Origin of the sequence: Mycolicibacterium setense (assembly GCF_000805385.1) — a bacterium.
Taxonomy (GTDB): Bacteria; Actinomycetota; Actinomycetes; order Mycobacteriales; family Mycobacteriaceae; genus Mycobacterium; species Mycobacterium setense.
In genome coordinates this window covers 67639-87700 of sequence record NZ_JTJW01000010.1, presented here as the reverse complement: position 1 = coordinate 87700, position 20062 = coordinate 67639, and the positions used below count along the sequence as shown (strand labels likewise).

At 67.3% G+C, this 20062-nt stretch carries 19 protein-coding genes; 9 read left to right on the top strand and 10 right to left on the bottom strand.

The genetic code is table 11. The annotated features are described in order from the left end of the window. Nucleotides 1-3 precede the first annotated feature (3 nt). From rnhA to QQ25_RS25660, 5 genes are all read right to left on the bottom strand, one after another. Nucleotides 4-486, bottom strand: coding sequence for a ribonuclease HI (rnhA, locus tag QQ25_RS25680; protein ID WP_039324751.1), 483 nt, complete (start codon nucleotides 484-486; stop codon nucleotides 4-6). Between the two features lie 48 nt (nucleotides 487-534). Next, on the bottom strand, nucleotides 535-1215 hold the full coding sequence (locus tag QQ25_RS25675; protein ID WP_039381916.1) for a VOC family protein: 681 nt from the start codon (nucleotides 1213-1215) through the stop codon (nucleotides 535-537). A gap of 27 nt (nucleotides 1216-1242) precedes the next feature. Next, entirely contained in the window at nucleotides 1243-2637 is a 1395-nt protein-coding gene (locus QQ25_RS25670; protein ID WP_039381915.1) for an acyl-CoA dehydrogenase family protein, read from the bottom strand. 48 nt (nucleotides 2638-2685) lie between these two features. Further along, on the bottom strand, nucleotides 2686-3012 hold the full coding sequence (locus tag QQ25_RS25665; RefSeq protein WP_234706204.1) for a hypothetical protein: 327 nt from the start codon (nucleotides 3010-3012) through the stop codon (nucleotides 2686-2688). 172 nt (nucleotides 3013-3184) lie between these two features. Continuing rightward, nucleotides 3185-3478: a hypothetical protein gene (locus QQ25_RS25660; protein WP_039324743.1), complete on the bottom strand. Its 294-nt coding sequence runs from the start codon at nucleotides 3476-3478 to the stop codon at nucleotides 3185-3187. 286 nt (nucleotides 3479-3764) lie between these two features. Between QQ25_RS25660 and QQ25_RS25655 the strand changes: the two genes are divergently transcribed. Beyond that, nucleotides 3765-4169: a DUF5709 domain-containing protein gene (locus QQ25_RS25655; protein WP_039381913.1), complete on the top strand. Its 405-nt coding sequence runs from the start codon at nucleotides 3765-3767 to the stop codon at nucleotides 4167-4169. Here the strand turns inward: QQ25_RS25655 and QQ25_RS25650 are convergent. Both QQ25_RS25650 and QQ25_RS25645 read right to left on the bottom strand, forming a co-directional pair. Next, complete coding sequence (locus tag QQ25_RS25650; RefSeq protein WP_052236147.1) at nucleotides 4140-5369, bottom strand: MFS transporter; 1230 nt, start codon at nucleotides 5367-5369, stop codon at nucleotides 4140-4142. The two genes, QQ25_RS25655 and QQ25_RS25650, sit on opposite strands and share 30 nt — an antisense overlap. A gap of 258 nt (nucleotides 5370-5627) precedes the next feature. After that, complete coding sequence (locus QQ25_RS25645; RefSeq protein WP_039381912.1) at nucleotides 5628-6503, bottom strand: LLM class flavin-dependent oxidoreductase; 876 nt, start codon at nucleotides 6501-6503, stop codon at nucleotides 5628-5630. Between the two features lie 135 nt (nucleotides 6504-6638). On the opposite strand from QQ25_RS25645, the gene QQ25_RS25640 reads away from it, so the two are divergent. Continuing rightward, a complete protein-coding gene (locus QQ25_RS25640; RefSeq protein ID WP_039381909.1) occupies nucleotides 6639-7832 on the top strand; it encodes an MFS transporter in 1194 nt (397 codons plus the stop codon). On the opposite strand, the gene QQ25_RS25635 is transcribed toward QQ25_RS25640, so the two are convergent. Next, nucleotides 7816-9087 carry a diiron oxygenase gene (locus QQ25_RS25635; RefSeq protein WP_039324735.1) on the bottom strand — a complete coding sequence of 424 codons (1272 nt, stop codon included), beginning with the start codon at nucleotides 9085-9087 and terminating at the stop codon, nucleotides 7816-7818. The two genes, QQ25_RS25640 and QQ25_RS25635, sit on opposite strands and share 17 nt — an antisense overlap. 124 nt (nucleotides 9088-9211) lie before the next feature. On the opposite strand from QQ25_RS25635, the gene cobF reads away from it, so the two are divergent. Together cobF and QQ25_RS25625 are read left to right on the top strand one after the other, a co-directional pair. Continuing rightward, nucleotides 9212-9970: a precorrin-6A synthase (deacetylating) gene (gene cobF / locus QQ25_RS25630; protein WP_039324733.1), complete on the top strand. Its 759-nt coding sequence runs from the start codon at nucleotides 9212-9214 to the stop codon at nucleotides 9968-9970. Nucleotides 9971-9976: 6 nt separating this feature from the next. After that, a complete protein-coding gene (locus QQ25_RS25625) occupies nucleotides 9977-10360 on the top strand; it encodes a phage holin family protein (protein WP_039324731.1) in 384 nt (127 codons plus the stop codon). On the opposite strand, the gene QQ25_RS25620 is transcribed toward QQ25_RS25625, so the two are convergent. After that, nucleotides 10331-12094: an FUSC family protein gene (locus QQ25_RS25620; protein WP_039381908.1), complete on the bottom strand. Its 1764-nt coding sequence runs from the start codon at nucleotides 12092-12094 to the stop codon at nucleotides 10331-10333. The genes QQ25_RS25625 and QQ25_RS25620 overlap by 30 nt on opposite strands. Before the next feature lie 40 nt (nucleotides 12095-12134). Here QQ25_RS25620 and QQ25_RS25615 point away from each other — a divergent pair, with 40 nt between their 5' ends. From QQ25_RS25615 to QQ25_RS30295, 3 genes are all read left to right on the top strand, one after another. Next, nucleotides 12135-13019: an Fpg/Nei family DNA glycosylase gene (locus QQ25_RS25615; protein ID WP_039324726.1), complete on the top strand. Its 885-nt coding sequence runs from the start codon at nucleotides 12135-12137 to the stop codon at nucleotides 13017-13019. Between the two features lie 44 nt (nucleotides 13020-13063). Continuing rightward, complete coding sequence (locus tag QQ25_RS25610; protein WP_039381906.1) at nucleotides 13064-13813, top strand: SDR family oxidoreductase; 750 nt, start codon at nucleotides 13064-13066, stop codon at nucleotides 13811-13813. A 562-nt stretch (nucleotides 13814-14375) separates the two neighbouring features. Then, nucleotides 14376-14789 carry a hypothetical protein gene (locus tag QQ25_RS30295; protein ID WP_234711982.1) on the top strand — a complete coding sequence of 138 codons (414 nt, stop codon included), beginning with the start codon at nucleotides 14376-14378 and terminating at the stop codon, nucleotides 14787-14789. A gap of 4 nt (nucleotides 14790-14793) precedes the next feature. Here the strand turns inward: QQ25_RS30295 and pgi are convergent, their stop codons facing one another. Further along, the gene (gene pgi / locus QQ25_RS25605; protein ID WP_039324722.1) at nucleotides 14794-16443 is read right to left on the bottom strand and encodes a glucose-6-phosphate isomerase; all 1650 of its coding nucleotides are present in this window, start codon (nucleotides 16441-16443) and stop codon (nucleotides 14794-14796) included. Between the two features lie 50 nt (nucleotides 16444-16493). Between pgi and QQ25_RS25600 the strand changes: the two genes are divergently transcribed. Both QQ25_RS25600 and QQ25_RS25595 read left to right on the top strand, forming a co-directional pair. Then, on the top strand, nucleotides 16494-17942 hold the full coding sequence (locus tag QQ25_RS25600) for an NAD-dependent succinate-semialdehyde dehydrogenase (protein ID WP_039381904.1): 1449 nt from the start codon (nucleotides 16494-16496) through the stop codon (nucleotides 17940-17942). Nucleotides 17943-18053: 111 nt separating this feature from the next. Further along, nucleotides 18054-20060, top strand: a complete 2007-nt coding sequence (locus QQ25_RS25595; RefSeq protein WP_039381902.1) for an SGNH/GDSL hydrolase family protein — start codon at nucleotides 18054-18056, stop codon at nucleotides 20058-20060. The last annotated feature ends 2 nt before the right edge of the window (nucleotides 20061-20062 follow it).

Genomic DNA, 20062 nt, shown 5'->3' with positions numbered 1-20062 from the left:
TGACTAGACGCCGAGACTGGCCGCGGCGATCGCCTCGTCCATACCCCGGGTGGCCAGGACGTCGGCCAACTCGTTGTCGGCGATACCCGAGTGCCCCTTCACCCAGAACCACTCGACCTCGTGCCGCTCACAGGCGGCCTGCAGTCGCTGCCAGAGGTCGACGTTCTTCACCGGCTGCTTCGCCGCGGTCAGCCAGCCGTTGCGCTGCCAGCCGAGGACCCACTTGGTGATGCCGTTGCGAACGTAGGTGCTGTCGGTGTGGAGATGCACCACCACGGGCCGCGTGAGCGCCTCGAGCGCCATGATCGGGGCCATCAGCTCCATCCGGTTGTTGCTCGTCACTCCGGGCTCGCCGCCGTACATTTCCCGCACGTGCTCACGCAGGCGCAGCACGGCTCCCCATCCGCCCGGGCCGGGGTTCGGGCGGCAGCCGCCGTCGGTATGGATGACTACGACGTCGCTGCTGAGGTTTCCGGCGTCGGTCATGCGCTGAGGATAGGCAACAGCATCGAGCGGCCGGTATCCCGACACACGTCAGCGGCGAGGAGTCGCGGAGATCACCGCCGTGCGGACCGACATCCCGAAACTCTTGTGCCGGACCGTGGTGATCCGGCGGCCTGGCTGGACGGCGTCTTTGACCGGCGCGGTGTGATCACCGAAGAACTCGGCGGTCGCGTCGATGTCGGCGACGACGTAGGTGATCCCCCACAGAGTCGACGGGCCGTCACCCGCCGGCTCCGGTGAACCGACCACCTCGAGGATCACCTCGCCGAGCCGGAAGAAGACCTGACGGATGGGCCGCCCGCCGAGTTCGCCGTTGCGTTCCCGGCGCGGAGCCAGATCCACAGCGGCCAGCGACGCGACCGTGCGGTCCAGGTCGGGGGACAGCAGCACGACGTGGTCGATCGCGGTGGCGCCGTTGGGGTGCGTGGCCGGTGCTGTGATGGCGGTGTCGGACGTGGAGGTGTCCGACGTGGCGGTGCTCCGCGTCGTCGGGATGCCGTCGATGTCGTCAATGCAATACGATGGCAGGCCGCTCAACGACCACCCGACGATGCCGGTGCCGCGATCGGTGCCGGCCAGTCGGATGCGGACGTCGCCGACCCGGCAGACCGGGGCCGCGTCTCCGCCGGGGTCAACACTGAACCCGGCTCGCGTCCAGGCGTCGGGTGGGTCGGCGACTACGAGCTCGTCGACGGTGACGGAGACGGTCATGGAGGTGGAATCTATCCGGTCCCCCTCCTACCTGCGGGGCGGGCGTAAGACTTTCATCGCCAATCGCATGACCGGCTCGGGCATGCGGTCCTTGGCGGACAGCGCGGCATCGGCGGTGCGGGTGCGCAGCGGCGTTCCGCGGCCGAACCACCTGTTCAAAGGCCCACCCGACGGTTCCAGGTCGACGTGCAGTGGCGGCTTACCGTCGGCGGCGCCGAGCGCGTGCGCGACGACCATGCGCTGGATTTCGCTGGTGCCCTCAAAGATGGTGTACAGCTTGGCATCCCGGTACCACTTCTCGACCGGGTGATCCGTCACGTAACCCCAGCCGCCCATGGTCTGGATGGCCCGCTCAGTGGTCCGTACAGCAACCTCACTGGCGGCGAGCTTCGACATCGAGCCTTCGCCACGCTCGAACGGCACGCCGGTCGCGGCCATCCAAGAGGCGCGCCAGGTGAGCAGCCGGGCGGCATCGATCTGTGTGGCCAGGTCGGCGAGTGGAAACGCCACGCCCTGGTTGTCGATGATCGGGCCGCCGAAGGCGATCCGGCGGTTCGCGTACTCGGTGGCGTATTCCAATGCCGCCCTGGCGATTCCGAGTGCCTGGGCGGCCACCATCGGCCGAGTCTGTTCAAAGGTTCCGAGCGTGGCGGACCCGGAATTCCTGCCTCCCTCGACCGCCTCTCGAGCCCGCGCCAGCTTGCGCTCCAACTTCTCGTGGCCGCCGAGCAGATTGCCGGCGGGTACCCGGACGTCGTTGAACTTCAGCTCCGCGGTGTGTGAGGCGCGGCAGCCCAGCTTGTCGAGCTTGCGCACCATCTCCAAACCGGGCGTGCCGCCTTCCACCACGAACAACGCCTGCCCCTTGTGGCCGAGGTCCTTGTCGACGACGGCGTTGACGACGTGCACGTTGGCGATACCGCCGTTGCCGATCCACATCTTGTGGCCGTTGATGATCCAGTCCGCCTCCGCGCCGGGCCCGCTCCGGACGGCGTAGGTGCGGAGGTTTCGCACATCGCTGCCGCCCTCGGGCTCAGAGATGGCCAGGGCGGCCAGCTTGAGATCACCGGCGGTGCCGAAGCATTCGGGCGCCCACTGAAGCATCTGTTCCGGGGACGCGGCCTGGCCGATCGCCGACAGCGCCAGCGCCGGCATGACGATGGCCAATCCGATTCCGGCGCAGCCCCAGAACAGCTCCTCCATGAACATCGGCAAGGACAACCCCGTGGGATCACCGATCAGGTCCCGATAGAACAGCGGGCTGTAGAAGCCCTGGACGGCCGCTTCTTCGAGCACCGGCCAGGGAAACTCCTGCCGCTGGTCGTATTCGGCGGCGACCGGCCGGATGACCTGTTCGGCGAACTCGTGTGTACGGCGGCCCAGGTCATGCTGTGCCGCGGTGGGGGTGAGATCAAATGCCACGACGGGTGGGATACCCACTGCCGGCGCCGCCGAACTTTCATGCGGATCTCAGTCGGATGTCTGCCCGGCAGCCGCTATCCGTTGCTGCGCCTCGGCCGGTGAGATCCGCAGCCGTCTGGCGAGCACGGCGGCCGGATCGAACCGCGGCGGCGATGCGGTGTTGGTGGCGACCATCCGCCCGAGCAGCCGTTGCTGGGCGGTCGCCAGTCGTTTCTCCCCGGCGTCGAGCCGGCTCAAAACCTCGTGGAGTTCCGACCGTGTCAGGGCGTGCACCGACAGCGCGTCGATTTCTTTACAGGCGGCGTGCAGGTGATCGAGTGCCTCACCGACAATCGTCCGCTCGATGTCTCGCTCGGAGACCATTATCGAACTCATGTTCGGTACCGTACGCCGACCCCCCGACAAGCCAGGCGCTCCCGATCGGGCCCCCGCCCCAAAACAAATCGGCCGCACTCATCGTGCGGCCGATTGCGGGCACCGAATTTCACCGGACCGCTATGTCCGGAATGGTGTGTTCGGAAAATGTGTGCCCGGTTTTATTCCCTATTCAGCACGCGATTTCGACATATGCCGTCTTCGAAATGACGGTGGTATTGATCGAACCGCCGCCCCTGGAATCGTTGGTGGCATGGGTCTGCCCCTGGCGCACACCCAGCACGGTGCAGTTGGCCAGAGGTGCGGTGCCCGTGCGATTGACGATGACGTGGTATCCACTGGTCTGCAGGCTTTTCACGGTTTGTTCGGCCGACTGTCCGGTCGGTGCGGCAGCGGCGATGCCACCGAAGAACGCGCCCGCGGCCAGTGTGCCCGCGGCTAATGCGGCAATGGTAGATGTCTTCATTTCCCAACCCTCCGTTGCAGGCCGCACCGGAAGTCCCACTACGTCCGGTCGCTGCCTATAACGTTTAATCCGGATTCGGGTTCGAAAATTCCATGATTCTCAGCTGAAAGTGTGGAATTTCTCAGGAAGGCAGCCCGCCTGCCGGGCTCGGGATGGCCCACCGTGCGAGTCCTGATCGGGGACGGTCTCGGTGACGGTCGACGGCATTCGCGCCGCGCACATCTCGGGTCCATCTCCACGGGCCAACACCGGCTCAGGTAGCCGTCGGCTGTGACATCGTTGAAAGATGAGTAGTGACGGGTACAGCGTCGACGACGACGACCAGTTGACTCAAGAGGACACCCTGATCGACCGGGGGGTCGACGACTTGCTGGACGAGGGTTACTCGCCGCCGGACCGCTGGCGCGAACCGCGTGAGCACGAGACGCTCGATGAGCTCCTGGCCGAGGAAGAACCTGATCCGGCCATGCGGCTCGACGAATCCGATTATGTCGACGAGCAGGCAGGTGACGACGAGGTCGGAGATCGGCGTTCGGGTCGGTTGGTCGCCCCCGATGCGGGTTTCGGCGTGGACGACGAGGCAGAGCTGCTCGGGACTGACGTCGGCATCGACGGCGGTGCGGCATCTGCCGAAGAAGCCGCGGTGCACATCATCCCGTCGTCACCGAACAGCGGTCCGCTTCTGGAGTGATACCGACACCGTGAACACGAGCAGGCCACCGATCGCCAGCAGCGAGCCCGCGGCGGCCGGCGCGGTGTAACCGAGACCGGCCGCGATCACCAGGCCGCCCACCCAGGCGCCCGTGGCGTTGCCGATGTTGAGCGCCGAATGGTTGAGGGCAGCGGCGAGGGTCTGGGCATCGCGCGCGACGTCCATCAGCCGGGTCTGTAGCGCGGGCCCGACGGCCGAGCCGGCCACGCCGATGCCGAACAGCAGCGGCAGCGCGGTCCACGGGCTGTGCGCACCCAGCGAGAACGCGGCGAGCAGCGCGGCGAGGGAACCGAGCGAGAGGTACAGGGCGCGGATCACCGAGGTGTCGGCCAACCGGCCGCCGATCAGGTTGCCGACGACCATGCCCAGGCCGAACACCATGAGCGCCACGGGAACCGTCGCCCGCGGCAGGCCGGTCACATCGGTCATGGTGGTGCTGATGTAGGTGTACACCGCGAACATGCCGCCGAAGCCGATCATTCCGACCAGCACCGCCAGCCACACCTGTGGACGGCGCAGCGCACCCAGTTCGGTGAGCGGGCTGGTGACGTGCATGGTGCGCAGCTGTGCGGGCAACCAGCGCCACTGGGCGATCAGGGTGATCAGGCCGACGCCGACCACCAGGCCGAAGGCGCTGCGCCAACCGAGGGCCTGGCCGAGCCAGGACGCCAGCGGAACACCCAACACGGTCGCGACGGTCAGCCCGCACAACACATAGGCCACGGCTTTGGCCCGGTTCTGCGGGCCCATCAGGTGGGCGGCGGCCAGCGCGGCGATCCCGAAGAACGCGCCGTGTGGAAGACCAGCGACGAACCGGGCGATCACCAGGGTCGGATAGGTGGGCGCCAGCATGCTGGCGAGGTTGCCGAGGGTGAACACCGCCATCAGCGTGAGCAGCAGGGCCTTGCGGGGCCAGCGGGCGGTGAGCGCCGCGATGACGGGAGCGCCGACCACGACACCGAGCGCGTACGCGGAGATGACGTGGCCCGCGGTGGGCTCGCTGATGCCGAATCCGGCCGCGATGTCGGGCAGCAGCCCCATAGCGACGAATTCGGTAGTGCCGATGCCGAAGCCGCCGAGGGCCAGGGCGAGCACCGCGAGCATGCGCACCGTGGGATCGGGCGCAACGATGGCGCGCGGCGGCGGGCCGCCCACTCCGACGGGCGGTGGGCCGCCCATCGGAGTGGCACGTTCGAGGGACGTCGTCATTCGCAGGCTTTCCGAGTCGACTGAATATCCCGGCACTTTCAGGGGGTTGCCGGACTGAGCTCTCGGGCAGCGTTGGGCGAGAACGGCGGGTGCAACGCTAACGGGGCGGCGAGTGTTCCCTCAAACGGCAGCCCAAAAGTGCACCGCTTTCCACACGTGGGCTGCTGGCAGACGCCGGGCACGACCCAGGTGTGGAAAGCGGCGCACGGACAGCCCGCCGGGACCTCGCTAGACCTTCGCGATGACGTTCTCGGCGAACTTCTCCAGATGGCGGATCTTGCGGTCGAGCGGCTCGGGGTCGTCGCCCATGATGTAGGGCAGCCGGAAGCCGACGATCACATCGGTGACGCCCTTGTCCTCGAGCCGTCTGATCCCGTCGAGGGTGAATGCGTCTCCCGAGATCACGTGGATTTGAAAATCGTCGGTCTGGGCCGTGTCCGTTTCCTCCTGACGGATCTGGTTGAGCCGCGTCAACAGCTGGTCGAGCTCCTCAGGGCTACCGCCGCCGTGCATCCAGCCGTCGTTGCGGGCCGCGCGGCGCAGGGCGGCCTCGGCGTGTCCGCCGACGAGGATCGACACCGGCTTCGACGGCGCCGGCGTCATCTTGGTCTTGGGGATGTCATAGAACTCGCCGTGGTATTCGAAGTACTCACCGCTGGTCAGTCCGCGGATGATGTCGATGCACTCGTCCATCCGCTTGCCGCGTCGCGCGAACGGCACACCCATCAACTCGTAGTCCTCGGGCCACGGGCTGGTGCCGACGCCGAGGCCCAGCCGGTTGTCGAACAGCGCATTGAGCGAGCCGACCTGCTTGGCGACCAGGGCAGGCGGCCGGATCGGCAACTTGAGCACGAAGAAGTTGAACTTCAGCGTGGTGGTGACGGCGCACAGGGCCGAGGCCATCACGAAGGCTTCGACGAATGCCTTGCCGTCCAGGAACTCCCGGTTGCCGTCAGGGGTGTAGGGGTACTTCGAGTCGGACTCGAACGGGTAGGCGACGCTGTCGGCGATCGTCATGGCGTGATAGCCGGCCGCCTCGGCCGCTTGGGCCAGCGGGATGTAGTAGGTGGGATCGGTCATGGCTTCGGCGTAGGTGAACCGCATCAGGCAAGACTAGAACGTGTTCTAGAACCGTCGGAGGCGAATGGCCCGATGTGTCACCACGGCCTCTTGGGCCGTGGATCCCACCTATCGCTTCGGCAACCGCCGTGGAGGCGCACCGTCAGGCATGATGACCGGGTGCCCGCCTGGCTGACCCGCAATGTTCGGGTGCTGTCCGCCGTGTCCTTCCTGCAAGACGCCGCAAGCGAACTCCTCTACCCGCTGCTGCCGGTCTATTTGACGGCCGTGCTCGGTGCACCGCCCGCGGTGGTCGGCGCGGTAGAGGGCGCGGCCGAGGGCGCCGCCGCGATGACCAAGCTGGCCGCGGGTCCGCTCGGCGACCGATTCGCCAAGCGCCCCCTGATCGCCACCGGCTACGGCATGGCGGCGCTGGGAAAGGTCATGGTCGCGGCCGCGGGTGCGTGGCCCGGTGTGCTCGCGGGACGCGTCGTGGACCGCCTGGGGAAGGGCATCAGAGGCGCTCCACGTGATGCCCTGCTGGTCGCCGACATCGACGCCACCGCCCGCGGTCGGGTATTCGGATTCCACCGGGCCATGGACACTTTCGGGGCGGTCGTCGGTCCGCTGCTGGGCTTGGCGGGGTACGAACTGCTCGACCATCAGATCGCGCCGCTGCTCTGGGTTGCCGTGGTGCCCGCAGTCCTCAGCGTGGCGCTGGTGTTCCTGGTTTCGGAAAAGCGCACAGGGAAGCGTGCTGAGCAGCTCCAACCGGTCAAGCAGCGTGAGCCGGTGTTCGCCCGGGTGCGCGAGCTGCCCGCGCGGTACTGGCGGGTGACGGCCGTGCTGGTGGCCTTCGCCCTGGTGAACTTTCCCGATGCGCTGTTGTTGTTGCGGCTCAACGAGATCGGCTTCTCGGTGGTCGAGGTGATCCTGGCCTACGTCACCTACAACGCCGTCTACGCCCTCTCCAGCTTCCCGGCCGGGCTGCTCGCCGACCGGATCGGTCGACTACCGGTGTTCGGAATCGGCCTGGTGTTCTTCGCAATCGGCTACGCGGGTCTGGGCCTGACCGACGATCCGCTGTTGGCCTGGCTGCTGATCGGGGCCTATGGATTGTTCACGGGGTGCACCGACGGCGTCAGCAAGGCCTGGGTTTCCTCGCTGGTCGGCTCCGACCTGCAGGGCAGTGCGCAGGGGGTGTTCCAGGGGCTCAGCGGATTCGCCCTGCTGGCCGCCGGAGTGTGGGCCGGGCTGCTCTGGACTGCCATTCCGGGTCAGCCCGGCCAACTGCCGCTGTTGATCTCGGGGATCGGCGGGGCGGTGTTCGCGGTCGCGTTGCTCGGCCGCTCGGTTCTCACCCGGCGGCGCTGACCTCCACGTCATCGAGCTCGAAGGGTGGCTCACCGACGCCGGCGATCGAGTGGGTGCCCTGTGAGGTGCGCTCGGTGATGCGGGCGTCGACAGTACGGGTCCCGATGCTCAACCGCACGCGGCCGGCCGCCACGGTGCTCGGCGCGTCGAGAATCGTTCCACGCCAATGATATTGACCGTCGATCGGGTCCAAGTGGCCGGTCAGGCGCACGTGAACCCGGCGATCGCCGTCACCGTTGTCCAGGATCGCGAAACCGTCGTACACCTCTTCTGTGACGCCTTCTTCGGAACTTTCGGCGGGCGTGGCAGCCGCGGTGAGCGGCAGCGGCGTCTTGGCCGGGAGGAAGCCCGAGCGCCGCCACATGCGCCGTCCGATGCGGCCCATCAGCCCGACCTCTTCGAGGAAGGCGGCCAGTGGGGCGAAGCCGGAGATCTGCACCTCCCGACGGTGGGCGCTGGCCCGTGCCATCCGGCGCGCGGCCCGGGCATTCAGGCCGACGCGCGCGTACTGCACCTTGTTGGTGAACAGGTAGCGGAAGAAGAAACCGCCGACGCCGTTGAGGTTGGCCACCCACGCGCGCTTGTACCAACGCATCGACGGAGTGCGCTGGCGCAGGCCGTCCCGCGCGAACTGGATGTGACGGGCCTCCTCGGTGACGTGGATCCGCATCAGGCGCTGCACCATGGGCTGCAGCTCGGGGTCGTCCATCATCTGCCGCTGCAGCGAGTCGAAGATCTCCTCGCCAACCAGCGCGGCCACCCACAGGACCGAGCCGCGGAAGAAGAACGGCAGCGAGTTGATGATGATGCGCTGGTACAGCCGTGGCCGCACAGGCTTGGCGCCGATCTTGTCGATGGCCTTGCCGAACATCACCATGTGGCGGGTTTCGTCGCCCAGTTCGGTGAGCTCGTAGTGCGTGGAATTCGAGGTGGGATCCTGGTGCATCATCTTGCGCAGCAGTGCCTGGTTGAGGATGTTCTCGAACCAGATGCCCGCCGAGAGGGTGTTGGCCAGTTCCTGGCGCGACAGCTCGATCTGCTCTTCGCGAGACATGCTGTCCCACAACGGCGTTCCGTACAGTGACACGATCCTCGGCGGCAGGAAGAACTTGTCGGGATCCAGCGGCGCGTGCCAGTCGATATCCACCACGGGTGCATACGACTTGCGAACCGAACCCTTGAGCAGGCGCTCGGAGAACGCGTCCCGCCGCGCAGCGTTGGCCGAGCCTTCGCCGGGTCTGACCGAAGTTGTCACCGTTGACTTTCCCTTCGTTTGTGGTCCCCCTCACTCCGACGTTAGGTACCGACAATGCATGATGTCAATACCCCGGGTACCGGGTACTTGGGGTACTCCGTTCCGGTTCGGTTAACCTTCGACGGTGCGTCGCATCCATGTCATCGGAATCGGAGCCGGTGACCCGGACTTCGTCACGGCTCAGGCCGTTTCCGCACTCAATGACACGCAGGTGTTCTTCGCGATGGACAAGGGGCAGCGTCGGGGCTCTGCCGACGATCTGATCGCCGTGCGCAAGCTGATCTGCGACCGTTTTATCACCGATCCCGGCTATCGCTTCGTCGAATTGGTCGATCCGCCGCGCGCCGCGGCCGGTGATGCGCCGGGCTATCGACAGGTGGTGGCGGACTGGCATGCCGAGCGGGCCCGGATCTGGGCTGAGGCGATCGAAAAGGAACTCGGCCCCGATGGCGTCGGGGCCTTCCTGGCCTGGGGTGATCCCTCGCTGTACGACAGCACGCTGCGGATCCTGGAGATGGTCGGGCAGCATGTCGATTTCGAGTACGACGTGATCCCCGGTATCACCGCGATCCAGGTGCTGACCGCGCGTCACCGCATCCCGCTCAACGACGTCGGTGAACCGGTGCTGATCACGACCGGACGCCAGTTGCGCGAGCACGGACTGGCCGGCAGCGCCGTGGTGATGCTCGACGCGGACTGTTCGTTCCAGCAGTGCCCGCCGCAGACCCGGATCTGGTGGGGTGCTTATCTGGGCACCCCCGATGAGTTGCTCTATGCCGGAACGGTCGGCGAGATCGGCGACGAAATCGTTGCTGCGCGTGCCGAAGCCAGAGCACGGCACGGCTGGATCATGGACACATACCTGCTGCGCTCGGCAGACTAGACCGCCATGAGCTCATTTCTCCTGCGCGCCGCGATAACCGGATTCGCGCTCTGGGTGGTCACTCTCGTCGTGCCGGGGATCTACTTCATCGGCGGTGACACGACCATCGCGCGGGTCGGCATCATCTTCGTCGTCGCGGTGATCTTCGGATTGGTCAACGCGTTCGTCAAGCCGATCGTGCAGATTCTGTCGATCCCGCTCTACATCCTCACGCTGGGGTTGATCCACATCGTCATCAATGCGCTGATGTTGTGGATCACCTCGTGGATCACCGACAACACCACGGGTTGGGGTCTGCACATCGACGAGTTCTGGTGGACCGCCATCTGGGCGGCCATCGTGCTGTCGCTGGTGAGCTGGCTACTGTCGTTCGTCAAGGCTCTCGCGTAGGGCAGACGCCTGCTCGCTCAGCGCGGCCGCGGTGTCGGCGGCCGCTTCGGCGCCGGCCTCGGTGTCGCGGTCTCGCTCGGCGCCCCAACAAGCCGCCAGCGTGCGGTAGGCGAGTTGTTCGGTGGCCACGACCGTCGGCCACATGCGTTCGGCCCCAAGGCGTTGCGCGGCTGAACCTCCGACGCCCGCGTCATAGGCAGGCAACAGTTCCATGGCGCGCAACTGCAGATCGCGCCGGTGCGTACGGGCCGACGGGGAAGTGGCGTCGTCGGCCGCCAGATGCGGCAACGTGGCCGTGACCGCGTCGAGCGTGGCCGTGATCGCATGGTGAAGGCCGGTCGGGTGGCGCAGACGTTGGGTGGCCCAGTACACCGCGAGGGCCACCGCGCAGCCGATCAGGGTGTCGCTGCCGCGGGTGAGCAGCAGTTCGCCGAGGTTGTCGACGGGTTGACCGCCGGAGGCGATGGTGAGCGCGGCGGGCGTGATGAAAACGACGGCCAGGGTGTAGTTGCGCACCACGTACATCTCGATGATGAACTGCAACGCCCCGATGACCAGCACCAGCCACAGGCCCTGCGGGTGCAACGCCAGGATCCCGCCTGCCACGCCCAGCCCCAGCCAGGTGCCCAGCGTCCGCTCGACGCCGCGGGCCACCGTGCGTTGCCAGTCGAAGCCTTGATGCAGCATCAGCACCGCGGCGGCCATCGCCCAGTAGGCGTGCGTCATCGTCAGGGCCTGCGAGATCAGCACGGCGATGACGCCCGAGATCGCGACCGCGATGCCCACCCGCAGTGCCAGCTGCAGTGACACCGAACCGGGCGTCACCGCCCGGCGCAGTAGCTGCAGCGCGCTGGGGCGGCCCAGCGGAATGCCTTCGGCGCCATGCTCATCGGTGACGGCATCGGCCGGCACCGTGGCCAGGTGCCGCGCCAGGGCGGCGCTGTCACGTGCCGGCCGTTGACCGCTGTCCGCGGCCCGCATGGCTTCGGCGAACAGCACGTGCAGCCGGCGGTTGACGACCCGCAGCCGGTACAGCGCCTGGTCGGGTTTGGGTTGTACCGGTTGATAGGTGACCAGCGTGACCCACGCGGTGTGCAGGAGAAGGGCGGCGCGGTGCCGCGCCGCGGCCTGCGCATCCGGGGCGTCGCCGATGGTGTCGATGTAGGCCGCGACGGCGGCGGCTGCCGCGGCCACGGCCGCTTTCTCCGGTCCGCGCGGCCTGATGAGCGCGCCGGACATGTGCACCAACCAGGCGAATGCACCGCCGGCCAGGACGAGCGCGGCGTGATGGCCCGGGCTCAGATGCAGTGTCGCCGGGGTGCCGGTACCGGCCGCGCAGGCCAGCACCAGCATGTAAGCCCCGGGCGGTCCGACGCTCAGGGCATGGCAGACCAGCGTGGCGACCGCGGCGATGATCGTCACGGTCAGCACGCCCAGCCACGGCGCGGACGATGCCCAATCCCCGAGGGCCACCACGGCGGCGAAACACACCACGACCACCGCCAGGTATCCACCGCGATTGAGGTAGGGCCGGCCGCTGCCGTAGAGCGACGTGAATCCGCCGATGGTGGCGATCAATCCGGCGGTGGTGTCGCCGGCCAGCCAGCCCACCAGAACCGGTACCGCCATGCAGATTCCGGCGCGCAACGCGAACGGCCACCGCCGCGGCACGCTGTTGATCACGAAGATGTTGCGCATCGGGTTGGTCGCTCCGGGAGCAGGCCGGTCGGACATGTCTACAGCATGCGCGGCGTTTCGCTGACACACTGGAGCCATGCCTGAACTGCCCGAAGTGGAGGCGCTGGCCGACCATCTGCGCCGGAATGCGACGGGGCGGGTGGTCACCCGGATCGACGTGTCGGCGTTGTCGGTCCTCAAGACGTTCGATCCGCCGACCACCGCCTTGCACGGCCAGACCGTGACCGGGGCGAACCGCTGGGGTAAGTACCTCGGTCTGGAAGTGGGCCCGTGGCACCTCATCACGCACCTGTCGCGGGCGGGTTGGCTGCGGTGGTCGGACAAGTTGGCGACGACGCCGCTCAAGCCGGGCAAGGGCCCGATCGCCCTGCGCGTGCACCTCGGAGCCGCCCCGGCGGCGACATCGGGCCGCAGCGACTCCGTCGGCTTCGATCTGACCGAGGCCGGAACCCAGAAACGGTTGGCGGTGTGGGTGGTCGCCGATCCGCTCGACGTGCCGCAGATCGCCTCGCTGGGACCCGATGCGCTGTCGCTGGATTCGGCGGGTCTGGCCGGTGTGCTGGCCGGACAGGGCGGACGGATCAAGACGGTGATCACGGATCAGAAGGTGATCGCGGGTATCGGCAATGCCTACAGCGACGAGATCCTGCACGTGGCCAAGTTGTCGCCGTTCGCGACCGCGGGCAAGCTGACCGATGCGCAACTCGGGGCACTGCACGACGCGATGATCTCGGTGCTCACCGATGCCGTCGAACGGTCGGTGGGCCAGCAGGCCGCAACGCTGAAGGGGGAGAAGCGCTCCGGGCTTCGCGTGCACGCCCGCACCGGGTTGCCGTGCCCGGTGTGCGGGGACACGGTGCGCGAGGTGTCTTTCGCGGACAAGTCGTTCCAGTACTGCCCGACGTGCCAGACCGGGGGAAAGGTGCTGGCCGACCGGCGGATGTCGCGACTGCTCAAGTAGCGGCCGGGTTTTTGACAGTTGTCTAACTCGGTTATCCTGCTGCGATGACCCGTCAGAAGATCCTCATCACCGGTGCCAGCTCTGGTCTCGGCGCGGGCATGGCCCGTCAGTTCGCTGCCAAGGGCCGTGATCTGGCCCTGTGTGCCCGCCGCACCGAGCGGCTCGACGAGCTCAAGGCCGAGCTGGCCGATCGGCATCCCTACATCAAGGTCGCGGTCGCCGCGCTGGACGTCAACGACCATGAGGCCGTGCCGCGGGTCTTCGGTGAGTTGTCCGAGGAACTCGGCGGCATCGACCGCGTGATCGTCAATGCCGGCATCGGCAAGGGCTGGCCGCTGGGCGAGGGTAAGCCGTGGGCCAACAAGGCCACCATCGAAACCAATCTGATCGCCGGTCTTGTGCAGATCGAGACGGCGCTGGAGATGTTCAAGAAGTCCGGCAGTGGTCACCTGGTGCTGATCTCGTCGGTGCTCGGCAATACCGGTGTGCCCGGCGGCAAGGCCGCCTACTGCGCGTCGAAGGCCGGGATGACGTCGCTTGGGGAATCGCTGCGCGCCGAGTACGACAAGGGCCCGATCCGGGTGACGGTGATCGAACCGGGCTACATCGAGTCGGAGATGACCGCCAAGTCGGCGACCACCATGCTCATGGTCGACAACGAGACCGGCGTGCGCGCGATGGTCGACGCCATCGAGAAGGAGAAGGGTCGGGCCGTGGTGCCGCGCTGGCCGTGGGCGCCGCTGACCCAGGTGATGCGGTTGCTGCCACCGAAGTACACCAAGCGCTTCGCCTAGTCACAGCCGTCACGCCCGTCCCGGATTTCTGGGCGGGTGTCGATGTGCCCGGCAGTCAGCGACTTTTCAGCGACAATCGCCTCCCGTGCATCACCGGTATCGTCAGCCACTTTGTCGCTGGCCGCTTTTGGCACTTCAGTACCACTGGCCTCACCGGACTCGTCTGCCCAGCGCCCGCCTACGAGCGACACTGTCGCTGATAGGCGGACAACCGGAATCCTGTTACTCAAGAGGCTGAAGCCAACTGGAGTGATAGAAGTGCTGCACCGGCCCGCGTTCAGAGTGGCTCACGGTGTGGATGAGGCGATTGTCGCTGAAAAGTCGCGCACAGTCGGGCAGGTCGACAACGCGTTCCACCGCGCGACACGCCGAGTTGGGCCCGCGACACGCCAGGCCCGCGGTGAGACGCCTACGCCGGGTTTCGAAACCTCGACAGCAGCGGGTTCGACCCCACACAGCAGCGGGTTCGGCACTAAAGATCGGCAGCCGGTTCGGCACCAGGTTCGGCAGCGCGTTTCAGTACCGGGTTTCGGCACCGGGTGAACATGGGTAGCCCACCTTCATGACCTCAAGACTGATTGCCTCGATGTTCTTTGCAGGCGCTGCGGCTGGGGCCGTTGCATTCGCTCCGATCGGCCTGGCCGATCCGCCGCCTCCGCCCCCGTGCGTCAACGCCGACGGCACGCCCTGCGCCGACCGCGGCACTGCCGGTCCCGGCGGCGCCAGCGGCCAGATCCCCGGTGGGCCCGGCGGTACCGCAGGCCCGGGTGGCGCCAGTGGCGCGATTCCCGGCGGTCCTGGTGGCGCGGCCGGACCGGAAGGTGCTACCGGTGTGATCCCCGGTGGCCCGGGTGGCACCGCCGGACCTGAAGGCGCAACTGGCTCGATCCCCGGCGGCCCCGGTGGTACAGCCGGTCCCGGCGGTGCTGAGGGCTGCATTCCGAACGTAGGCTGCGCCTCCATCCCGGCGCCGTAAGGCCTTAGGCGGAGCGTCCGCGTTCGACCCGGTACCGGCGCACCAGGGCATCGGTCGATGAGTCCGACTGCTTGCCTGGTGCCTCCGGTTCGGTGATCACCGGCAGCAACGCCTTGGCCTGGGTCTTGCCCAGCTCGACGCCCCATTGGTCGAAGGAGTCGATCCCCCACACCACTCCTTCGGTGAACACCTGGTGTTCGTAGAGGGCGATGAGCTGGCCCACCACCGACGGCGTCAACCTGGTTGCCAGGATTGACGTCGTCGGTCGGTTTCCGGGCATGACCTTGTGCGGGACAACCGCGGCCGGAGTACCTTCTGCGGCAATCGCTTCGGCGGTCTTGCCGAATGCCAGCACCTGGGTTTGGGCGAAGAAGTTGCTCATCAGCAGGTCGTGCATGCTGCCGGTACCGTCGGCCGTCGGCAGGTCGTCGGTGGGCTCGGAGAAGCCGATGAAGTCGGCCGGCACCAGCCGGGTTCCCTGGTGCAGCAGCTGGTAGAAGGCGTGCTGGCCGTTGGTTCCGGGTTCGCCCCAGAAGATCTCACCGGTCTCAGTGGTGACCGCACTCCCGTCGGCGCGCACCGATTTTCCGTTGGACTCCATGGTCAGCTGCTGTAGATAAGCGGCGAACCGGGACAGATCGTTGGAGTAGGGAAGTACCGCACGCGATTGTGCGCCAAAGAAATTCGAGTACCACAGGCCGATCAACCCGAGCAGGGCCGGAGCGTTCGCGGCAAGTGGTGCGGTGCGGAAGTGCTCGTCGACCAGATGGAAACCGGCCAGGAATTCGGCGAACCGCTCGCGGCCGATCACCGCCATCACCGACAGTCCGATCGCCGAGTCCACCGAGTACCGGCCACCGACCCAGTCCCAGAACCCGAACATGTTGTCGGTGTCGATGCCGAACTCGCTCACGAGCTTCGCGTTGGTGGACACCGCGACGAAATGCTTGGACACCGCCGCGTCGCCGAGGGAGTCGACCAGCCAGCGACGCGCGGCGGTCGCGTTGGTCAGCGTCTCGAGAGTGGAGAACGTCTTGGACGCGACGATGAAAAGCGTTGTGGCCGGGTCCAGGTCGGCCAGCGTGGCAACCAGATCGGCGGGGTCGACGTTGGACACGAACCTGGCGGAGATGCCGGCGTCGGCGTAGTGGCGCAGTGCGTCGTACACCATCACCGGGCCCAGGTCCGAGCCGCCGATGCCGATGTTGACCACGGTCTTGATCCGCTCACCCGTGGCACCCGCCCACTCGCCGCTGCGCAGGCGGTCGGTGAACTCGCCCATCCGGTCCAGCACGGAATGCACGTCGGCCACCACGTCCTGGCCGTCGACGGTCAACGACGCGTCGGCAGGCAAACGCAGCGCGGTGTGCAGCACCGCGCGGTCCTCCGAGGTGTTGATGTGTTCACCTGCGAACATCGCGTCGCGCCGGGCCTCCAGGCCGGCGGCGCGGGCCAGATCGGCCAGCAATTCCAGGGTCCGGCGGGTGACGCGGTGCTTGCTGTAGTCGATGTAGAGATCGCCGACGGTCAGCGCGAGTTCGGTGCCGCGGTTCGGATCTTCTGCGAACAGCTCGGTCAGATGGGTATCGCGAATCTCGTCGTAGTGCTTCGACAATGCCTGCCATGCGGGGGTTGCGGTGATGTCAGCACTCATTCCTGCGACCTTAGTGCGGTGCTCGATTCAAGGGTGTACATGATGGATGTATGGCCATTGAAGACTTGATTTCATCCGTGCCCACGGGTCTCTGGATCGGTGGTGAGGAACGCCAGGCTGCATCGACGTTCAACGTGCTGGATCCCAGCGACGATCAGGTGTTGGCCACGGTGGCCGACGCGACCGCCGCCGATGCCATCGCCGCATTGGACGCCGCCTGTGCGGTGCAGGCCGAGTGGGCGGCGACAGCTCCGCGAAAACGCGGCGAGATCCTTCGTTCGGTGTTCGAGAAGATCACCGAACGTGCCGACGACATCGCGGCACTGATGACCCTGGAGATGGGAAAGGTGCTCGCCGAGAGCAAGGGCGAGGTTGCCTACGGAGCCGAGTTCTTCCGCTGGTTCTCCGAGGAGGCGGTGCGCATCGCCGGCCGCTTCACGCCGGCACCGGCCGGCACCGGCCGGATCCTGGTCACCAAACAGGCCGTCGGCCCCTGTTACGCCATCACCCCGTGGAACTTCCCGCTGGCGATGGGCACGCGCAAGATGGGCCCGGCGTTCGCGGCGGGCTGCACCATGATCGTCAAACCCGCGCAGGAAACCCCGCTGACCATGCTGCTGCTGGCCAAGCTGATGGATGAGGCCGGACTGCCCAAGGGCGTGCTGTCGGTGCTGCCGACCAGCAACCCGGGCGGGGTCACCTCCGCCCTGGTCGACGACGGCCGGCTGCGCAAGCTGACCTTCACCGGCTCGACCGGTGTGGGCAAGGCGCTGGTGAAACAATCCGCCGACAAGCTGCTGCGCACATCGATGGAACTGGGCGGCAACGCCCCCTTCATCGTGTTCGACGACGCCGATGTTGACGCGGCTGTCGACGGCGCGATCCTGGCGAAGATGCGCAACGGTGGTGAGGCCTGCACGGCGGCCAACCGCTTCCACGTGGCCAACGCCGTGCGGGAGGAGTTCACCGACAAGCTCGTCAAGCGAATGAGCGAGTTCACCCTCGGCAAGGGCATCGACCCCGCGTCCACGTTGGGCCCACTGATCAATTCCAAACAGGTCTCCACCGTCACCGAACTGGTCTCCGACGCGGTGTCCAAAGGCGCGACCGTCGCGGTCGGCGGTGTCGCCCCGGGCGGGCCGGGCAATTTCTACCCGGCCACCGTGCTGTCCGATGTTCCCGCCGATGCCCGCATCCTCAAAGAGGAGATCTTCGGTCCGGTCGCCCCGATCATCGGCTTCGAGACCGAGGACGAGGGTGTGGCCGCCGCCAACAACACCGAATACGGCTTGGCGGCTTACGTTTACACGCAGTCGCTGGACCGGGCGTTGCGGGTGGCCGAGGGCATCCAATCCGGCATGGTCGGCATCAACCGCGGTGTCATCTCGGATGCGGCCGCACCATTCGGCGGCATCAAGGAATCCGGCTTCGGCCGTGAAGGCGGCACCGAGGGCATCGAGGAGTACCTCGACACGAAATACATCGCGCTGACGAAATAGCCCCCAGCGCGAGCAGCCGCAAATGTCCCCCGACACGCCGGTGTCGGGGGACATTCACGTCTGCTCGGCAGGGATAGTCTTGGCGTTCAACGCAAGACGGGAGGGCATGACGTGACTGCGGCGCCAGTCCGTGCTGCCAGCCGGCGTCGGCGTGCCTCCTTCCGGCGTGACATCCCCGCACTCGACGGGATCCGTGCCGTCGCCGTGGCTCTCGTGCTCGCCGGTCACGGCGGAGTGCCCGGGGTGGCCGGTGGGTTCATCGGCGTCGACGTCTTCTTCGTGCTCAGCGGATTCCTGATCACCTCACTGCTGCTCGACGAATACCACCGGACCGAGCGCATCGACCTCAAGGCGTTCTGGATCCGCCGGGCCAAGCGCCTGCTGCCCGCCATGGTGCTGATGACCTTGGCCGTCGTGATCGCCCGCCCCCTGTTTCCCTCGGACGCGGTGACCTCGCTTCGCGACGATGCGGTCGCGGCGTTCTTCTGGATGGCCAACTGGGTTTTCGTGGCCGCCGATACCGACTACTTCAGCCAGGGCGCTCCGCCGTCACCGTTGCAGCACACCTGGTCGCTCGCGGTGGAGGAGCAGTACTACGTCATCTGGCCGCTGCTGGTGCTGGCCGCGGCGCTGCTGGTGCGCCGCCGCTCGACCGGCGCCGTCCGCGTCGTGGTGTTCGGGCTGGCGATGCTCGGTGTGGCCGCCTCGGCTCTGGCGTCGATCTGGCTGTCCGGCGATCCCGGCGAGCTCAACCGCGTCTACTTCGGCACCGACACCCGGGCGCAGGCGCTGTTGATCGGTGCCGCGGCGGCGGCACTGCTGGTGCGGGACTGGTCGGCGTTGACGATGTCGGGCACGTTGATCCGGGCCCGCTGGCGGCGTTGGGTCGCCTGGATCCTGCCGGTGATCGGGGTGGCCGTGCTGGCCGCGGCCGCGCACCTGGCGACCGGCAGCGCCGACGAGTTCCACCACGGTCTGCTGATCATCGTGGCGCTGGGTGCGGTGCTCGTCGTCGCCCCGGTCGCCCTGGATCAGGACGGGTATGTCGCCCGGGCCCTGGCCTGGTACCCGCTGGTCACCCTCGGCGTCATCTCCTACGGCGTCTACCTGTGGCACTGGCCGATCTTCCAGATCCTCAACGGCGAGCGCACCGGCCTTCAGGGCTGGTCGCTGCTGGCGCTTCGATGCGCCGTGACCGTCGCGGTGTCGTGGGTGTCGTGGTGGGCGATCGAGCAGCCGGTCCGGCATTGGCGCCCGCAGCATGTCCCGATGCTGCGGTTGTCCGCGGCCACCGTGGCCACCGCCGCGGTGGTGACGATGACTGTCGTCCCGGTCGGTGCACCCGCCCGGCCCCCGGGTCCGGACGTGATGGCCGCCGCCGCATCCGAGCAGGACGTCGGTGCCGAGCGAGCCGTCCCGGTGGGACCGCCCCCGGTGCTGGCTCCCGGCACCCGGACCGTCGCCGTGTTCGGTGACTCGGTGGCCTGGACACTGATGCGGTATCTGCCCGCCACGCCCGGTTTTCACTTCAGCGACTACACGACCATCGGCTGCGGCATCGCGCGTGGCGGCCCCTACCGGTCGGCCGGCGAGACGTTGAATCAGAAGCCCGAGTGCGATTCCTGGCCGGAGCGGTGGACGCAGCGGATCTCGCATGACCGCCCCGACACCGTGCTGCTGATGATCGGGCGCTGGGAAGCCGTGGACCGGATGTGGCGGGGGCGGTGGACGCACATCGGCAACGAGGCCTACGACGCCTATCTCAAAGGTGAGCTCACGCGCGCGCTGGACATCCTGAGCTCTACGGGGGCGCGGGTGGTAGTCACCACGGCCCCGTACAACCGCCGCGGTGAGCGGTCGGACGGCACGCTGTATCCGGAGGACCAACCGGGCCGGGTACAGGCGTGGAACACCATGCTGCGGACCGTGGCCGGGCAACGGCCGAACGTGTCGGTACTGGATTTCAACGCCAAGCTGAACCCGGACGGCAAGTACACCGCGAAGATCAACGGCGTCCGGATGCGCAGTGACGGCGTGCACCCGACGTCCGAGGCCGTGCAGTGGCTGACTCCGTGGCTGCTGGATTCACTCAAGAAGCCCGCGAGGCCCGCGGGCTGACG